The sequence below is a fragment of the Leptolyngbya sp. CALU 1928 genome, assembly GCF_056784215.1.
The window spans coordinates 475,795-494,139 of sequence record NZ_JBXBCE010000018.1 but is presented as its reverse complement, the minus strand read 5'-3'; the positions used below and the strand labels follow the sequence as shown (position 1 = coordinate 494,139).

Sequence of the window (18,345 nt, the reverse complement as noted above, 5' to 3'; positions counted from 1 at the left end):
CTTTAGACGACGGGATGGTAATAAAACGCGGCACCCAAGATCGCGTAAGTTGCTAGCAGCAGCATTCCTTCCAGCCAGTTGGAGCGACCATCTAGGCTGATCAAGTTAGCAGTAATCACCGCGATCGCGATCGCCACCACCTCAAACAAATTAAAATTCAGATCCATCGGTTGCCCAATCACTTGCCCCACAATCACCAGCAGGGGTGCCACCAGCAGAGCCACTAGCAGGCTGGAACCCATCGCCACAGAAACCGACAAATCCATATTATTTTTCAAGGCGCACCGCACCGCCGTCACGTATTCAGCGGCACCACCCACCAAGGGCAGCAAAATCACCCCGGTAAACAAGGGAGTCAATCCTAATCCCGCTGTCGCTTCTTCTACGGCTCCAACAAAAATTTCTGAGATAAACGCTACTCCAATTGTGGCAACCAACAAAACGCCCATCCACAGCCACAGATTCGGTTTTTCGTGCCCCTCTCCGTCCGTTACCCCTTCTCCCTCTAACTCCACCACACTCACTTCATAGAGATAGCTGTGAGTTTTTAGGGAAAATAGCAAGGTGAACGCATAGACCGCAATCATCACCGCCGCTACAAATATAGATAATCCAGTAATCGAACTCGGCTCCACCACATTTGAGGTTGAAATCACCATGGCAGGCAACACGATCGCAATCACTGCCAGCGTCATCGTCGAGCCATTCATTCGGGCAACTACAGGCTTAAACTCCTGTTCTTTGTACCGCAAGCCTCCCAGAAACATCGATAGCCCCATCACCAGCAGCAGATTGCTAACAATGGTTCCCGTGATGCTGGCTTTGACGATATCTACTAAGCCGGCTCTCAGGGCAACCAGGGCAATAATCAATTCCGTTGCGTTGCCAAACACGGCATTTAGCAAACCACCGATGGTTGGACCGAGCGTGACCGCCAACTCTTCAGTAGCCGTGCTGAGCCAAATCGCTAAAGGCACGATCGCCACCGCTGACAGTCCAAACACCAGCAGGGCATCCCATTCCAGTTTTTCAGCCGCGATCGCGATCGGGATAAAAATCAGTAAGCCAAGAGAAATCAGATTTTTGATAGACATAGGAGCAAGGAGCAGGGTTTAAGAACTAGATTAAACTCTATAAAGCTAAGCGATCGCCCACTCTGATGGGCGATCGCCAAATCGAAAAACCAATCCTAAAACTACAGTTTTACGTCCGGCTGAACTGGAGCCACAGCAGCGGCTTTTTCAAACGCGGGTTTCTTTACGCCCACCAACACAGATTGCAGCATCGGTGTTTTTGCTACTGATTGAGTCGCTAAGGTAAACAACGGATTTGCTAAAATTCCGGCGAGAGACGTGGCAATTAAAGTCAATAGCAACCCAACCTGTAATGGGCGCATCCCTGGAATATTCCAGCGAATCTCAGGATAGTTTTTCACCGATTCAGACATTTCCTGCGGCTCTTTCACTACCATCGCTTTGACCACGCGAATGTAGTAGTAAATCGAAATTACACTGGTGACTAAGCCTAAAATGACCAACCCGTAAGCCCCTGCTTGCCAGCCAGCCCAGAATAGGTAAATTTTCCCAAAGAAGCCGACAAAGGGAGGAATACCCCCCAAAGATAGGAGGCAAATGCTGAGGGCAAGCGTCAGTAACGGATCTTTTTGATACAACCCGCCGTATTCGCTGATCTGATCGGTGCCTGTTCGCAAGGAGAACAAAATTACGCCAATGAATGCGCCCAAATTCATGAATAGGTATGCCATCAAGTAAAACACCATGCTGGCATAGCCATCTTCCGTGCCCACGACCAGCCCAATCATCACAAACCCGGCTTGACCGATGGAAGAATAGGCAAGCAGTCGCTTCATGCTGGTTTGGGCGAGAGCGACCACATTCCCCAAAATCATACTCAGCACCGCCAAAGTGGTGAGGACAAATTGCCATTGGTCAGTCAGCAGCGGAAAGGCAGTTACTAGCAGGCGAATTGCTAGGGCGAATCCGGCAGTTTTCGACCCCACCGAGAGGAATGCGACTACGGGAGTTGGAGAGCCTTCATAGACATCGGGAGTCCACTGGTGAAAGGGCACGGCGGCAATTTTGAAGGCGATTCCGGCAATCACAAATACTAAGGCGATCACCATGCCAATTGATTCGCCCAAGCCTGCGGCTTCAATTTGAGTTGCGATCGCGCTCAAATTGGTTTCACCGCCCGACAAGCCATAGAGCAACGAACTGCCATAGAGAAAAATTGCGGTGCTAGAAGCGCCAATCAATAAATACTTCAGCGCCGCTTCATTGGAACGAGGATCGCGCTTTGTATAGCCTGTAAGTAGATAAGACGAAATACTCAAGGTTTCTAATGCAACGAAAATCATCACCAATTCGTTTGACCCAGAGAGAAACATGCCGCCTAAGGTTGCCGTCAGCAGAATGGTGATAAATTCTGCCAGAGCCGTTCCCGATTGCGCGATGTATCGCACCGACATCAAAATAGTGACGGCGGCGGACAGCGCAATAATTCCACGAAAAACCACGCTCAGGGCATCGCCGTTGAAGCTGCCCAAAAATGAAATCGGATTGGTAATATCCCATTGGAAGTAGAGGGCACCCACCGCGCTAAGCAATCCAGCGATCGCCACATAAGGAGTCCATTGGGAGGAAGCGGCTCGTCCCACGATGAGATCGCCAACGATCACCACAAGTAACGTAATGATGACAATTAGCTCAGGGAGAATCACTCCAGTATTCAGTTGAGCAGCAAGCGTGGCAAAATCCATGGGGCGTTATCCGAGTGAAAGATTTACAAACGACTACTTTACGAAGCAAGCAAAACAAATATTATGGCTTACTGTAACAGCCCAATAAAGTTCAGCATTCATCAGGCACTTATAACTTACAGTGAATTCTACCCTGTCAGGTTCCCTGTAGATTGTTTGTCAGACTTTGGTTTGCTCATCACTTCCATTGCCCATACTCTATAGACGATCAACTCTCTCATTACAAAAGCCCCCCATTACAAAAGTAACCTGCTGTGCAACTAAGATTCAGCCCACCCTGCGGGAAGCAATCTACGTCCCCAGCCCTTGCTAAACACGCCCTACGGTTTACTCAAAAGCAGGAGAAGGAGAGCAAGAGGCTCTCAAAAGCTCTCTCTCTGGGAGAGTGATTTAGGGTAAGGGGAATCAGGAATAGTTGCACATCGCGTAAAGTAGCTGAAATAAACTAGTCAAAAAACTTGATGATTTGCGATCGCGCTTTTGACAACTGTGCTTAAAGCATTACTGTTCAGGGAACACCATCACCTAAAAACATCTTTATAAATATTCTAAAAAGTGGCAAAAATTCATGACAGTCAATCATTATTAGTTATAAGGGAAAAGAAAGATTAGTTATAAGTGAAAGGAAAGAGGCGCTAACCTAGACTGTTATAAGCCCTTGTCTGCTCCGCTGGAGTGCCCTACTCGTCTAGTTCCATTGATTAAAAAGCCCATGTCAACCCTGGTTATTGTTGAATCTCCAACCAAAGCTCGAACCATCCGCAACTACTTGCCAGCAGGCTACCGGGTAGAGGCATCCATGGGACACGTGCGCGATCTTCCCCAGTCTGCAAGTGAAATTCCCGCGAGTGTCAAAGGGCAAAAATGGGCGCAGTTGGGTGTGAACGTAGAGTCCAACTTTGAGCCACTATATGTCGTTCCTCAAGACAAAAAGAAAATTGTCAAGGAACTCAAAGACGCACTCAAAAACGTGGACGAGTTGATTCTGGCGACAGACGAAGACCGCGAGGGAGAAAGCATTAGCTGGCACTTGTTGCAATTGCTTCAGCCGAAAGTGCCGATTAAGCGTATGGTGTTTCATGAAATTACCCAAGAGGCAATTCAGGAAGCGATTCAAAATTGCCGCCAGGTGGATGAGCGGCTGGTGAGAGCGCAGGAAACCCGCCGGATTCTAGATCGGTTAGTGGGCTACACCCTGTCGCCATTGCTGTGGAAAAAAATTGCCTTTGGGCTATCGGCAGGGCGAGTCCAGTCTGTGGCAGTACGGCTGCTGGTGCGGCGAGAACGGCAGCGCCGAGCTTTTCGCAAAGGGGCATATTGGGATTTAAAGGCGATCCTAGAAGCCAATGGCGCAACGGCAGCAGCGAAAGGAAAGTTTGAAGCGCGACTAGTCAGTTTAAGCGGAGTCAAAGTTGCTACGGGCAGCGATTTTGATGAATCAACTGGGCAAATTATTCAGGGACGCACGGTCGTGTTGCTGAATGAAGCTGAGGCAACCTCTTTGCGGGAGCGGATTCGAGATCGCCCTTGGACAGTCACCAACTTAGAAGAGCGCCCGGTAACTCGCAAGCCCTCGCCGCCTTTCACTACCTCCACTTTGCAGCAGGAAGCAAACCGCAAGCTCGGTTTATCCGCACGGGACACGATGCGGGTTGCCCAAAGCTTGTATGAGCAAGGCTACATCACTTATATGCGGACGGACTCAGTGAGCTTATCAAAGCAGGCGATCGCGGCGGCTCGTGACTGCGTTCAAGAGAAGTACGGCACAGAATACCTCAGCCCAGAACCGCGCCAGTATTCCACCAAATCGAAAGGTGCCCAAGAAGCCCACGAGGCGATTCGTCCCGCTGGAAGCAGCTTCCGCACTCCCCAACAAACAGGCTTAAAAGATCGGGAATTTCGCCTATATGACTTGGTTTGGAAGCGCACCGTTGCCTCTCAGATGGCAGAAGCGCGGCAAACCAATATCACCATGCAAATTCAAGTTGAGGATGCGGGCTTTCGGTCTAGCGGCAAGCGGATCGATTTTCCGGGTTTCTTCCGCGCTTATGTAGAAGGTTCCGATGATCCTGATGCGGCGATAGAAGGACAAGAAGTAATTTTGCCGAACTTGCAAGTGGGGGATACTCCAGCCTGCACTGATTTGGAAGCAATCAGCCACGAAACCCAACCCCCTGCTCGATTTACCGAAGCATCTTTGGTGAAAACCTTAGAAAGTGAAGGCATTGGTCGCCCCAGCACCTACGCCAGCATCATTGGCACCATCATCGATCGCGGCTATGCCCACATGGTCGGCAATGCCCTAGTGCCCACCTTTACCGCCTTTGCCGTTACCACCCTATTAGAAAAACACTTTCCCGATCTGGTTGATCCCAGCTTCACGGCTCGAATGGAGCGCACCTTAGACGACATCTCCACAGGGGAAGTGCAGTGGTTGCCTTATCTGAAAGAGTTTTATGGCGGCAAAGACGGGCTAGAAACTCAAGTAAAAGAGCGAGAAAGCCAAATTGATCCCACTGAAGCACGCACGGTAGTGTTGGAAAATTTGGATGCAAAAGTGCGGATTGGTCGCTATGGGGCGTTTATCGAAGTTGAACGGGAAGAAGGTTCTGTCAAAGCGTCCATTCCTAAAGATTTGACTCCTTCAGATCTTGACCCAGAGCAGGTAGAAACCCTGTTGCGGCAGAAGACTGAAGGTCCCGACAAAATCGGCTTGCATCCCGAAACAGGCGAACCCATTTATGCTCTGATCGGTGCCTATGGTCCTTATGTGCAATTGGGGGACGTGAGCGACGACAATCCCAAACCTAAACGGGCTTCCCTTCCCAAAGGAGTGACCACCGAAACGGTGACGCTCGACTCTGCCGTTGGCTTGCTTGCTTTACCCCGTTTATTAGGTGCCCATCCTGAAACGGGGGGCAAACTTCAAGCCGGATTGGGGCGCTTCGGTCCCTATATCGTTCATGACCAAGGCAAAGATGGCAAAGACTATCGATCGCTGAAGGCAGGGGATGATGTATTAACCATTGACCTAGAACGGGCGCTGGCACTGATCGCAGAACCAAAAGGTGGACGAGGAAAACGAGCCGCTGCTAAGCCAATTCGTGAGTTGGGTGCCCATCCTGCCGATGGGGAACCCGTAAATATCTATGATGGTCCTTATGGTCCTTACATCAAGCATGGCAAGGTGAATGCGTCTCTGCCAGAGGGGCAAACCGTGGAAGCGATCGCCATGGATATTGCCGTAGAAGCGTTGAATGCCAAAGCAGGCACCAAAAAAGGCACCAAAAAAACAGCGCGATCGTCCAAAGCCACGGGTGGAAAAGCTGCGACCAGTAAAGCTACGACCAAAACAACCAAGAAAAATACAGCAACCAAGTCCACAGTGGCTAAATCTACTGCTGCCAAATCTACCGCGACTAAATCCACAGCAACTAAATCTAAGGCAAAATCTACTGCGGCAAAGCCCGAAGTTGAAGAAACCATTCCAGAAGCATCTACTGAGGCAACTGTGAATGCTGCGACCAAACGGGCAAGCACTGCTAAAACGGCTGCAAAACGCACAACTACCAAGCGCACTACTGCCACTGCTTAGGTCGGTTCAACCGCAATTTCTGCGGGATTAGTGTGCTAACTTCTCTATTTTTGCGTATTGTGGGTTAGATGGTGTTTGCCACACCCAATTAGACCTTATTTCCAGGAGGATTCATGGTACTTCGCGACCATTTGCAAGCCGTAGTTGAGCAAAAACATCTGCTCACCCATCCCTTCTATCTCGCTTGGACAGAAGGTAAACTCACCCGCGACCATTTGAAGCATTACGCCATTCAGTATTTTCAAAATGTATTGGCGTTTCCCACCTACGTCAGCGCTGTGCATTTCAATACTCCGCATGTGGGAACCTCGATCGCTCTTCGCCAAGAAATTCTAGAAAATCTGATCGAAGAAGAACGTGGTAGCCAAAACCACCCCGAACTGTGGCGCAGATTTGCTCTCGCTCTGGGTGCCACTGATGCAGAGCTAGCCAACACCGAAGTATTACCCACGACAAAAAATTTGATAGATACCTTTCGTCACCTTTGTCTTACCTCGCCGTTTTATGTGGGCTTGGCAGCACTTTATGCCTATGAGTCGCAGATCCCAGCGGTGGCAACTACTAAAATCGATGGGTTGAAACGGTTCTATGGCATGACTGATGCCAATGACTATCGCTTTTTCACGGTTCATCAAGCCGCTGATGAAGCCCATGCCGCAGCCGAACTAAAAATGATTGAAGACTATGCCGATACACCCGAAAAACAAGCGGAGGCGCTAAGAGTTGCGGCTCTGGCGGCGGATGCTTTATGGCAATTTTTGGATGGAGTGTATGACGAGTATTGCAGTGACTTGAAGTTAGAGACTGCTTGCGTCTAAGTAAGACTTGAGGCTAGGAATTAGATAGGCAAATCCGATGTAGGGGGCATCTTCGCAGGTGCCCTTAATTCTTATCAGCAGACACAGGACCAGTTCTTACAGAATCCTCCCTATTTAGGTTGCTCAAAAAGTTCTCGTTGACTGGCTCTGAGGGCAGATTCAATTTGCACTTCGCAGGTGACGCGATCTGCGATAGTGTTCCTGGTATAAAAATCGAGTGGAGAGGAAAGCTGATTCGTGTTAGAGAGATAAGGCACAGACTGAAGCTTGCTGACATCTACCTGACTAAAATCGCAGGTGTAAGCGCCTGCAAATCGGGCTTGATTGTCAAAAACGCGAATGTTGTAGCCATAGCTGCGGGCGATCGCGCTGAACCGATTCACAAATTCATAGCGCTGCAAATAATCCAGCAAACTCCATTGCTGACGATTGACAACCAAATCGACCCGACCTGGTGTTTCAACATTGCCGGGATAAGCAATCCAGTTCTCTAGAAGTTTATTGCCAAATTGGGGATTATGGGCGACCTGCGCCTGAGTCCACCAGAGGCTTGGTCGCGTGAGTCGCGTGAGTGCAATGGTTTGAGAGGTAACCACGCCAGCAGGGATTGCCCCCGTTTTTAAAAACTTGACATCCAACGGAGTCAAATCGGGTCGTAAGGGATTAGATGGTAGGGGCACGGGTGGTAACTGAGGTGCTTCCACCGCGATCGCGTTTTGTCCCATTAGCATCACGATCGCCCCTAACTCTAAGCAGACTGAATCCATCCAAATTCGTTTCACAAGTCAGTACTTCAAAAAGCTGCTAAGGCATCACTGCAAGCTTACAACATGGATCGATTGTCTTACCAGTTAGGATTAATTGATGATTAGCAGCGCTACCTGCACGTTCCAGTGACCTGCTAAAACAGAAGAACGGTGTAGCGAGCCAGCCATACTCAATTTAAGACTGATGAGGACGTGCAATATCTTATGACAGATACTATTTTTTTGGCGGGTGCAAGTCGCGGCGTTGGACAAGAAATCGCTAAGTGTTTAAGGAAGCAGCAGATTAAAATTAGGGCAATGGTAAGGTCTGAAAGTACCCGCACCGAGCTAGAAGCCTTGGGCATCGAAGTCGTAATTGGCGATGCACTTAACCTGGCAGAGGTAGAACAGGCGATGGGTGGCGAAGCGCTTGCTGCGGTCATTAGCACCATTGGCGGCAAGCCAACGGATGGCGAACGGGCAGACTTTAAAGGCAATCGAAATTTGATTGATGCCGCTGTGAAGGCTGGAGCCAAAAAGTTTTTATTGGTCACCTCCATTGGCAGTGGCAATAGCTCTCCGGCGCTGCCGCTGCAAGCCTTAGAAACCCTTAGTTCTGTGCTGGCAGAAAAAGAACAGGCAGAAAATCACCTGATTGCCAGCGGTTTGACCTATACGATTATTCGACCCGGTGGGTTAACATCCGATCCGCCCGCCACAGGGCAAGGCATTCTGACCGAAAATCCTTTAGTGGCTGGTGTGATTCATCGGGCAGATGTGGCGGCTCTAGTCTGTCAATGTCTGATATCTGACCGGGCGAACGGTAAGATCTTGTCGGCAGTGGATCGCAATTCAATTTATGGAAAGCCCATATTTGAAGAATTCCAGTTGGATTAAGGGCATCTCGATGAAAAGATTGGCTGGAACGACATGAACTTGATGGTTTTTTTGATGCGATCGTCCTGGAAAATGGTGGCGATCGCCATTGTGACCGGGTTTCTCAGCGGGGGCAGTAGTGCGGCGTTGATTGCCCTGATCAGCCGAGCCATGAGCCAAGGAACCACTGGCTCATTAGATACTCTGGCGATCGCCTTCGTGGGTTTGGCACTGATAGCCCTGACTTCCAGCATTATTTCTCAGGTGATGCTGATTCGACTAGCGCAACAAGCCGTATTTCAGCTTCGGCTGAGCCTCTGCCGCCAGATTTTAGCAACCGAACTGTCACAGTTGGAAAAATTGGGCAATGCCCGATTGCTGGCCACCCTGACGGATGATGTCCAAGCGGTATCCGATGCGGTGCGGTTGATGCCCTTTTTATGTATCGATCTGGCGATCGTCGTGGGTGGACTGGCTTATATCATCTGGCTTTCCTGGCAAGTATTTCTATTGGTCTGCCTATTAACGGTTGTCGCCTTGGGAAGCTGTCAGTGGTTGCTGAAACGGGGGGAAACTTGGCTAGAACGAGCGCGAGACGAACAAGACGCTCTGTTCAAGCACTTTCGTACCGTCACCGATGGCACCAAGGAACTCAAGCTGCACTACCGCAGGCGACAGGCATTTCTTCAGGAAGATTTGCAGCAGTCCGCCGCCACGTTTCGCCGCAACAGCGTTAGAGGGCTAACCCTGTTTGCCATGACCTCTAGCTGGGGCAAGCTGATCTTTTTCTTTGCGATCGGTTTTGTGCTGTTTGGCTTGCCTAAACTGATGATCATTAGCCCTCAAACCTTGGCAGGCTACGTGCTGACTTTCACCTATTTGATGCTGCCCATGGATGGATTGATCAATTCCCTGCCTGTGATCAGCCGCGCTGGAATTGCGCTGAAGAAAATCGAAGCTCTTGACATATCCCTGACAGAATGGACAGAAGCCACTTCCACCCCCGATCGCATTCAGCAGCAGTGGCAAGAACTCCGGTTACAAGGGGTAACCCACGCGTATCAAACTGAGCAAGAGGATAGTAGTTTTGGCGTGGGTCCGATTGACCTAACCCTTTATCCAGGAGAGTTGGTGTTTATTGTTGGTGGCAACGGCAGCGGTAAATCCACTTTAGCAAAGCTGTTGCTGGGGCTGTATGTGCCTCAATCCGGCGAAATTCGCTTTGATGGACAGCGGATTGATGATCACAATCGTGAATGGTATCGCCAGCATTTTGCGGTAGTGTTTGCCGATTTCTTTTTGTTCGATCGCCTATTGGGACTCGATCGCTCCGATCTGGATGCCGCCGCCCAAGAGTATCTGCGACGCTTAAAGCTGGATCATAAAGTGAGTGTGAAAAACGGCAGCCTTTCCACTACCGCCCTTTCCCAAGGACAGCGTAAACGGTTGACCCTGCTGACTGCATACCTGGAACAGCGACCCATTTTTCTGTTTGACGAATGGGCAGCCGATCAAGACCCCGTGTTTAAAGATGTGTTCTACACCGAACTGCTGCCTCAACTGCGGGAACAAGGCAAAACGATTCTTTGCATCAGCCACGATGACCACTATTTTCATCTTGCCGATCGCATTATCAAGCTCGACTATGGACAAATTGAGTACGACAAGTCCCTAAAATCACTGCCATAAGATGAAGCTTCATAACGTTCTGGTTGAGCAGCAGCAGATCAACCAGAACGATAGACGAGACGAAAAAACACTCAACTTTCCGCTCCAACCGGGTTGTTATACCGTTTTTTACGATCGACTCTCCGTACATCGATCGACTTCAGATTTATACAGAGCCGTGGAGTTGTTGCTGAAACTGAACTTCCTCCTGACTTAAATTCTGAACTTTAGTTTGCCAGTCGTCCGCCCGGTGAGTAATCTGTCAATTCTAATGTCCGATCCTCAATGTCGCCGACAAGTGTGCCATGCGCCTCAGCCGTCACCTTCTTGATCTCCGCCCACTCTTGATCAACCATGAACGCCGCCCACCGCTCCTTCATCGTTTTCGTGTCAGTCCACTCAAGTAGATAGACCAACTCAGTGCGGTTATCGTGCCGAGATTCCCATGTTGCCACAATTTTGAAGCCGTATCGCGTCATGATCCGCATCGCATGATCGCGGAACCGTTCGTGGAACGCCGTTTTATTACTGTCGAAGATTTCGTAGATACGCAATTGATGGATGACGCTGCCTGTCGCTTTGCCCCCTTTGCTGGAAGTTTGTGAGAGTCCAACAGTGGTGCTCATTACAACAATGAACAAGATAACTAGAGCAACACGCAGAAATGTCTTGGTGTGAATCATGGATAATCCTCTACTTGGCATAGTTGACGTGTTTTGGATAATCCGTACTGACAGTCACCTGCTGCCAAGCATCCAAATCTGTTTTGACCGATTCCAGTTTTTCTTGAATCAAGCTCATGGCATCGGTGCCTAATGCCAGCCGCATGGGTGGATGAGGACTTTCCACGGCTTGAATAATGGCTTGCGCTGCTTTCTCTGGATTGCCAGGTTGCTGACCATCCATCTCTTTGAACCACTGCAACGAAGCAGCGCTCACGGTCGCATAGGCATCAATAGATTGTTCAACTCCTGCCAGAGAGCGTCCGTTGAAGTCTGTGCGAAATGCCCCAGGTTCAATTAAAGTCACTTTAATTCCAAAGGATTCGACTTCTTTAGCTAGGGCTTCAGATGCGCCTTCCAGGGCAAATTTAGCGCCACAGTAGAGACTGCTGCCGCCAAACCCCACTAATCCTGCTGTAGATGACATATTGACAATGTGACCGCTGCCTTGGTGACGCATCAAAGGCAAGACCGATTGCATCAGCCGGACTGCCCCAAAGAAGTTTGTTTCAAAAAATTGGTGAATAGCCACATCACTGACTTCTTCGAGGGCGGCAATGAGTCCATGTCCGGCATTATTGACCAGCACATCAATTCGACCAAAGGTGGCGATCGCGGTATCAATCGCTGCTTGTACGTCTTGGGGCGATGTTACATCCAGACGTACAGCCTTTGCGGTTTCTGGATAGTGTTCAGTCAATGTGCGAAGTTGCTCTGGTTTGCGAGCAGTCGCAATCAGGGAGTCGCCCTTCTCTAACACCGCTTCTGCTAGGGCGCGTCCGAACCCGGTCGAACAGCCTGTGATCAACCAAACTTTAGGAGCAACACGATTTTTATTTGAGTTCATTTGCTTTCTCCAATATCAGAACGATGAGATGCGTCTCATATCTCTTACGGTAGGAGACAGCTATGTGACTGTCCAATATATATATGGCTATGATTAATAGGTTATAGATATAAGTGTGATGGAACTACGACACCTGCACTATTTCATCGCAGTGGCTGAGGAACTGCACTTTAGTCGAGCAGCAGAGCGGTTGCACATTTCCCAACCTCCGCTCAGTCAGCAGATTCGCAGTTTGGAAGAGGAACTCGGAGTCAAGCTGTTTGAACGAACGAAGCGGCAAGTGCATCTGACCGAAGCAGGCAAAGTGTTTTTAGAGCGCGCCTATCTGGTGTTAGCGCAACTTGAACAGGCGATCGACGTGACCCAACAGATCGGGCGGGGTGAGGTAGGACGGTTGGCGATCGGCTTCGTTGACTCTGCAATGTATACGTTACTACCAAAGATTGTAAGGATCTTTCGAGCACAGTTTCCGGCGGTAGAACTGCGATTGCATGAACTGACGACGGCTCAACAGATTCAAGCGCTGCATCTCAAACAGGTTGATATCGGTATTGTTCGTTCTGCCATCAGCGAACCAGGTTTGAGTGTGGAGTGCCTTTTGCCAGAATCATTGGTCTTGGCATTGCCAGAAACCCATCCGTTGTCTGCCCAGACTCAAGTGTCGCTCTCCACATTGGCAGATGAATCATTCATCCTATTTCCTGCCAAAATGGGACCTATCTTTTACGAGCAGATTATTACCATTTGTCAACAAGCTGGATTTCGTCCGAAAGTGGCTCAAGAGGCAGTTCAGATGCAAACGATCATCGGCTTAGTTGCAGCAGGACTGGGCATTGCGATTGTTCCTGCCTCCTTGCAAAACTTCCACAGAAGCGGAGTCGTTTACAGACCCTTCCAAGAACAAATCCCTAATACTGGACTTTATCTGACTTGGCGGCAGCATGATTCCTCTCCAGTCATCAGCGCATTTCTCAGCTTGGCACGGAGGACGACAGAATGGGAGCCAAATCGAGACGATACGTGGGCATTTAGGGAGCGATCGCCTCACCGAATAGCGCCTTCATAGTACTGTCTTAGTAGTAATCTGAATTTTCATAGCGACAGCATGACTCGTATCCTGACAAAAGCAGGCAAAACTTCATCCAGTCCCTATACTCTCTTGCAATAATTTTCCCGGATCCCTTACTTTGGATTAGGAAACCAATAAAGGGTTTACTTTAAACTGCGCGACCTCTTTGATTGGTACTCTATCCTTATCCATTAGGAGGCTCCCCTTTGTTTTCTGAGCAACCCGCTCCCTCTCAGCCTGTTGTCCAAGTTCAGCCCCAACAAGTTGATGTTGCTACCCCGCACCTGGCTCCTAAGGCTTCAACTCCGTCAAACTTGGCTTCTCCAGAGTCACTGCCAGCGCGATTAACCTCCCCACCCGCAACGCTGTCTGCGCCAGCCCCTAAGCCTGCTTCTGCGAATGCTACAGTTGATTGGATAGAGTCGGCGAAAGCCCAACGACGGCAGGAAGTAGCGCAGACACTACTACAGATTACCAGTCAAGCACGCGCCCAAAAGCAAGCCCAGCAGAATCAGGAAGCCGCGCAAGAATCGGCAAAATATGGCGAAGCGGGTGACTATGAGAAAGCCCGCCAAGCGATTAACAAGCCGCTCTTACCCGCTCAAATTCGGGCGAATTTGTTGCGTAAGCTAGGCGCAAAAGAAATGGCAAAAACTGGAAAATTATCCGCAGGCGCGATCGCCAAAAAACCAGGGATAAATCAACCTGCGCCCGGTTCTTCTCAACCGCCGATCAGCGGTTCTTTCTCAGGCGTGTCGTCAGGGTACACACCTCCACCCATAGGCTACTCTACCCAAGCGCTGATTCCGTCTAATCAAGCCGCGCTTCAGTTGCCGATTAGTCAACTGCTGGGCAAAACAGGCTTGAATTTGATTTTGCCATTGACAATCCCTGCGGCAATTACGTCTGCCTTTGGTTGGCGAACTCATCCCATTACCGGAGAAGCTCGATTCCATCGCGGTATTGATTTAGGAGCCGCCTATGGCAGCCCGATTGTTGCGGCAAAAAGTGGTCGGATTTATCTTGCTGATATGTATGGCGGTTATGGGTTAACCGTGATTGTGCAGCACAACGCGATGCAGCAAACCCTGTACGCACATATGTCGCAGTTATTCGTAAAACCGGGAGAATGGGTGCGGCAGGGGCAGTTGATTGGTCAGGTGGGCAGCACAGGGGCTTCGACGGGACCACATTTGCACTTTGAGTTTTTGCAGCAAACGGCTCAAGGTTGGAGTGCGCTTGATCCGGCGGAGATATTCCAGCAGGCGATCGCCATGGCTCAGAGCCAGAATACCCAACCTACGGCAAAAGGCTTGGGCGATCAGATCAACCTGTCCGCTTCTGGCGTAGTAGACATTTCGGCTATGACTCCAGCGTTGGGAGATCAACTCGACGGAAAGTTGCTTTCTAGTGTGATTCAGCCGACTTCTTTCAATGTAATGGGGCTGTTGCTACCATTCACTTTGATCCCCCAAGCTGCTGTCCCAGAATTGGGCTGGTTATCTCCCTTTGTCAATGACTTCCTCGCGGTTCAGTTTGATCCACTTTTGCAACTTCCTATCTTGTCGGAACCGCCTCAGTCTGTCAGGTTTCAAGCGATCACGGCTTTAACAGAGTTGCCGAAAACCACCCAAATGCCACCAGCGAAGGCATTTGAGACAGGAACCATCCAGGTAGCAACTACTAAACCGCTGGCAGATTTAACGATCGCGGCTACAATCCCAGGAATCGTCCATTTAGAAGCGCTGTATCAACCTCGCCCTCAACAACTCTCCACAATTCTGCCAACTGGCTCTTTCCAGGGCACTGCGTCTAGGGTTGCAGCCAAAACCCGGTTTGCCCCAACCCCGCTGAAGCTCTCGGACAATCGCGTTAAAATCTTGCCGTCTAAACTGCCGCTTTCCGTAGATCATCGGTGAAGTCTGAACTGTAGAAGCGATCGCCCAATCTGAACCATCGACTGAAACCATTGAATACTTTGGAGTTTTTCTCCTTACAGTTCGTATAGCTCACTGGGATAAGCTTTCGTTTTCGCTCTCATCGGTGCTGTATTCTAAGTATTTATAGCTTTGCCCTAAGAGCTTTTTTATCGCTTAACTACTATTTCAACAAACTTCTTATCTATGAAGCTATCGATTTTTCACACCCCTGAACTGGCTCCGACCAAAACGGATGCGGATTGTGCGATCGCGGTTGATGTATTGAGAGCCACCAGCACGATGGTTACGGCTCTGGGCGCAGGAGCAGAAGCCGTTCAAGTGTTTAGTGATCTGGATAAGCTTTTAGAAACGAGCGATCGCTGGGCACCCGATAAGCGGATTCGGGCAGGAGAACGGGGCGGCGCAATGGTAGAAGGCTTTGATTTTGGTAACTCTCCGCTTGCCTGCACTCCAGAGCGAGTAGCGGGTCGGCGGTTGTTTATCAGCACCACCAATGGCACCCGCGCCCTGAAACAAGTGGAATCTGCTCCAATCGTGCTGGCAGCAGCCCTGATTAATCGCCAAGCGATCGTCCAATATTTGTTAGAGCAGCAGCCCGAAACGGTGTGGATTGTGGCTTCAGGCTGGGAAGGCAGTTTTTCCCTGGAAGATACAGTCTGTGCAGGGGCGATCGCCCATAGTCTACAAGCTGCGCTCAATTGTTCACTCGATAAACTGGCTGGCAACGATGAAGTGATTGGAGCCGTTAGCCTCTATCGCCAATGGCAAGATTCGTTACTCGACCTGCTGCATCATGCCAGCCACGGAAAGCGTCTTTTGCGGTTAGAGTGCCATGATGATCTAAAATATTGCGCTCAAACTGATACTTCAGCCGTGGTGCCGATTCAGCGAGAACCCGGAGTGTTGGTGAGTCAAAAACAGTTCGCGATCGCCCACTAAACTGCTGAATTGCAACTGATAAAATAAATGCCTTGGTGGATATTGAATCTACCAAGGCATTTCTAATGATTAAAAGGAAAGGAATAGAAAAACTTAATAAGTTTCTACGTGCCAGCGACCTTCTTTCTTCAATTGACGCTGATACTCTTTCAGGTTCACCCCATTTTGAGATGCAACTGCCCCAAGAGCCTCATCAATTCCATCCTCCATTCCTTTCAAACCACACATATAAACGTGAGTTTTAGGGCTTTTTAGCTTTTCCCAAATTTCCTCAGCGTGTTCTGCCACCCGGTGCTGAATATACATTCTGCCGCCTTCAGGGTTTTTCTGTTCTCGGCTAATGGCATAAGTTAAGCGGAAATTATCAGGATACTGCTCCTGCATTTCTTCAAGCTCTTGCTTGTAAAGCACGTTTGGAGTCGTAGCCACTCCGAAAATCAACCAGGCAAGCCCCTTAAACTGATATTCAGGATTGAGCGCTCGCTCACCCTCTTTAAACATCCGCCATAAATAGGCACGGAAAGGCGCAATTCCGGTGCCTGTTGCCAGCATGATGATATTGGCATCAGGATCATCGGGCAGCAGCATTTCTTTGCCCGTTGGACCACTAATCTTGACCTCATCTCCCGGCTTCATGTTGCAAATGTGAGTTGAGCAAACTCCATACACGGTTTCGCTCGTTTCAGGGTGCTTATACTCAAGCTGACGAACGCATAAAGAAACTGTCTTTCTATCGAGATCATCGCCATGACGGGTTGATCCAATTGAATAAAGCCGCAGTTTCTCAGGTTTGCCGTTTTTATCCGTGCCGGGGGGAATAATCCCAATGCTCTGTCCTTCAAGATATTGGAGATCGCCACCAGAAATATCAAACTTCACGTGTTGACAGATGCCAATGCCGCCTTCTTCAACCAAAGGCTCATTGGAAATGCATTTACCAATAAAAGGAGCATTCGGACGATAGATATTAACTGGAATGTCCTTCTTCGCAGCTTTCGCTTGAATCATGGGCTTACTCTCATTTGCGGATGGTGGATTTCCCTCACCAGTTTCGCTGGTCACCTCGCTTTTTTTCTGTTCTGGAGTAACGTTTCCGTTACCTTCATTCACCCCATTGATCGGTTGAATGCTGATAATTTTGCCGCCCATGCGGGTGACTCGCTGCATTACTTCATTCATTCGGCTGTAGGGAACAGTGATGAATGTGCTGCCACTTTGGCGAATTGCATAGTTTGCTTTGTCAGATTCTTGATTCTGGCGCAGACCCGCTATTTCATATCGATACATGCGACTTCCAAATTGAGTATTTGATGCTGCGCCTACTGCGCTTGGGTTTTGCATTTTGCCTGGATCTCCGATTCACCTAACTTATTATTGTGCTGCAACATGCCGTTTTTAACCAATGCTGGAGATCGCGGCTCCTCTCCAAAACCGTTAGGGTAGATATTAGCTGACTTTAAGCTACCTGACTTTAAGCGCGCTCCACTCAAAAAACATTTGAGTCACACTATTGGGTTTCAACCAATGACCTGTAGTCTTAAAAATGCTTCCCTTTACTGTTGTACCAGGGGCTACAAACAGGGGAGAGCCGAGGGAGTACTCGATCAGATTCGCGGTTGGGAACCATCGAAATACGGTGCAAAGTGGCTATTGACCTATCGCACCTGAGGAGTAGAAGCAATACTAGAAATCAATTGCACGATCTTCTGTTGCGCGATCGCAGCGTCATCATTGAGAAAAATGATCGGTTTCCACAAGCTAAGGAGACAATGCACTCAATTTTTTATGATTGAAAAAATAGGAACCAAGGATTAATCAATGATCGAAATTATTCATGCAGATCTTTATACGCCTCATCATGCAAAGGCAGTAGTGCAATTGATGAATGAGTATGCACTTGATCCGATGGGGGGTGGTAAAGGTCTATCCGAATATGTCAAAGCAAACCTTCCAATAGAACTTGCAAAGAGAAAAACAGTGCATGTCATTCTTGCATTTGTTGATGCTGAACCCGCCGGACTCATCGTTTGCCTAGAAGGGTTTTCTACCTTTGCGTGTAAGCCATTACTCAACATCCATGATGTTATCGTTGCCCAACCTCATCGCGGCAAAGGCTTGTCGAAACTGATGTTGCAAAAGGCAGAAGCGATCGCGCTTGATTTAGGCTGTTGTAAGCTCACTTTAGAAGTACTCGAAGGGAACCAGGTTGCCCAGTTAGCATACAAGGCTTTTGGATTCAGTGGCTATGAGCTAGATCCGCAGATGGGCAAGGCACTTTTCTGGGAGAAAAAACTTTGTGCTTTTCCAGAGCAAGATCAACAGCCTATTTCAACCATGCCTTAAACC

The 18,345-nt window shown here is 49.1% G+C and carries 15 protein-coding genes; 9 read left to right on the top strand and 6 right to left on the bottom strand.

Translation table 11 applies throughout. The annotated features are described in order from the left end of the window. Nucleotides 1-2: 2 nt before the first annotated feature. Nucleotides 3-1,094, bottom strand: coding sequence for a calcium/proton exchanger (gene cax / locus AC1S5B_RS25020; RefSeq protein WP_482038377.1), 1,092 nt, complete (start codon nt 1,092-1,094; stop codon nt 3-5). Between the two features lie 101 nt (nt 1,095-1,195). Next, nucleotides 1,196-2,779 carry an NAD(P)H-quinone oxidoreductase subunit N gene (locus AC1S5B_RS25015; protein WP_482038376.1) on the bottom strand — a complete coding sequence of 528 codons (1,584 nt, stop codon included), beginning with the start codon at nt 2,777-2,779 and terminating at the stop codon, nt 1,196-1,198. A 712-nt stretch (nt 2,780-3,491) separates the two neighbouring features. Here AC1S5B_RS25015 and topA point away from each other — a divergent pair. Both topA and AC1S5B_RS25005 read left to right on the top strand, forming a co-directional pair. Continuing rightward, entirely contained in the window at nt 3,492-6,374 is a 2,883-nt protein-coding gene (gene topA, locus AC1S5B_RS25010; RefSeq protein ID WP_482038375.1) for a type I DNA topoisomerase, read from the top strand. A 113-nt stretch (nt 6,375-6,487) separates the two neighbouring features. Next, nucleotides 6,488-7,192, top strand: coding sequence for a CADD family putative folate metabolism protein (locus AC1S5B_RS25005; RefSeq protein WP_482038374.1), 705 nt, complete (start codon nt 6,488-6,490; stop codon nt 7,190-7,192). Nucleotides 7,193-7,302: 110 nt separating this feature from the next. Here AC1S5B_RS25005 and AC1S5B_RS25000 read toward each other — a convergent pair whose 3' ends face one another. Then, nucleotides 7,303-7,974: a hypothetical protein gene (locus AC1S5B_RS25000; RefSeq protein WP_482038373.1), complete on the bottom strand. Its 672-nt coding sequence runs from the start codon at nt 7,972-7,974 to the stop codon at nt 7,303-7,305. A gap of 189 nt (nt 7,975-8,163) precedes the next feature. On the opposite strand from AC1S5B_RS25000, the gene AC1S5B_RS24995 reads away from it, so the two are divergent. Genes AC1S5B_RS24995 through AC1S5B_RS24985 form a run of 3 tightly spaced genes read left to right on the top strand, consistent with a single transcriptional unit; the run spans nt 8,164 to nt 10,699 of the window. Beyond that, complete coding sequence (locus AC1S5B_RS24995; protein WP_482038372.1) at nt 8,164-8,835, top strand: SDR family oxidoreductase; 672 nt, start codon at nt 8,164-8,166, stop codon at nt 8,833-8,835. A 33-nt stretch (nt 8,836-8,868) separates the two neighbouring features. Beyond that, a complete protein-coding gene (locus AC1S5B_RS24990) occupies nt 8,869-10,503 on the top strand; it encodes a cyclic peptide export ABC transporter (protein WP_482038371.1) in 1,635 nt (544 codons plus the stop codon). 1 nt (nt 10,504) lies between these two features. Further along, nucleotides 10,505-10,699: a hypothetical protein gene (locus tag AC1S5B_RS24985; RefSeq protein ID WP_482038370.1), complete on the top strand. Its 195-nt coding sequence runs from the start codon at nt 10,505-10,507 to the stop codon at nt 10,697-10,699. A gap of 10 nt (nt 10,700-10,709) precedes the next feature. Here AC1S5B_RS24985 and AC1S5B_RS24980 read toward each other — a convergent pair whose 3' ends face one another. Beyond that, entirely contained in the window at nt 10,710-11,165 is a 456-nt protein-coding gene (locus AC1S5B_RS24980; protein WP_482038369.1) for an NIPSNAP family protein, read from the bottom strand. Nucleotides 11,166-11,175: 10 nt separating this feature from the next. Further along, nucleotides 11,176-12,051, bottom strand: coding sequence for an oxidoreductase (locus AC1S5B_RS24975; protein WP_482038368.1), 876 nt, complete (start codon nt 12,049-12,051; stop codon nt 11,176-11,178). 118 nt (nt 12,052-12,169) lie between these two features. On the opposite strand from AC1S5B_RS24975, the gene AC1S5B_RS24970 reads away from it, so the two are divergent. The 3 genes from AC1S5B_RS24970 (at nt 12,170) to AC1S5B_RS24960 (ending at nt 15,999) form a co-directional block, all read left to right on the top strand. Continuing rightward, nucleotides 12,170-13,117, top strand: a complete 948-nt coding sequence (locus tag AC1S5B_RS24970) for a LysR substrate-binding domain-containing protein (protein ID WP_482038367.1) — start codon at nt 12,170-12,172, stop codon at nt 13,115-13,117. Nucleotides 13,118-13,326: 209 nt separating this feature from the next. Beyond that, nucleotides 13,327-15,039, top strand: coding sequence for a M23 family metallopeptidase (locus AC1S5B_RS24965; RefSeq protein ID WP_482038366.1), 1,713 nt, complete (start codon nt 13,327-13,329; stop codon nt 15,037-15,039). Nucleotides 15,040-15,243: 204 nt separating this feature from the next. Then, complete coding sequence (locus AC1S5B_RS24960; RefSeq protein ID WP_482038365.1) at nt 15,244-15,999, top strand: 2-phosphosulfolactate phosphatase family protein; 756 nt, start codon at nt 15,244-15,246, stop codon at nt 15,997-15,999. 93 nt (nt 16,000-16,092) lie between these two features. On the opposite strand, the gene petH is transcribed toward AC1S5B_RS24960, so the two are convergent. Then, a complete protein-coding gene (petH, locus tag AC1S5B_RS24955; RefSeq protein WP_482038364.1) occupies nt 16,093-17,340 on the bottom strand; it encodes a ferredoxin--NADP reductase in 1,248 nt (415 codons plus the stop codon). A gap of 477 nt (nt 17,341-17,817) precedes the next feature. Here petH and AC1S5B_RS24950 point away from each other — a divergent pair, with 477 nt between their 5' ends. Further along, nucleotides 17,818-18,342: a GNAT family N-acetyltransferase gene (locus AC1S5B_RS24950; protein WP_482038363.1), complete on the top strand. Its 525-nt coding sequence runs from the start codon at nt 17,818-17,820 to the stop codon at nt 18,340-18,342. The last annotated feature ends 3 nt before the right edge of the window (nt 18,343-18,345 follow it).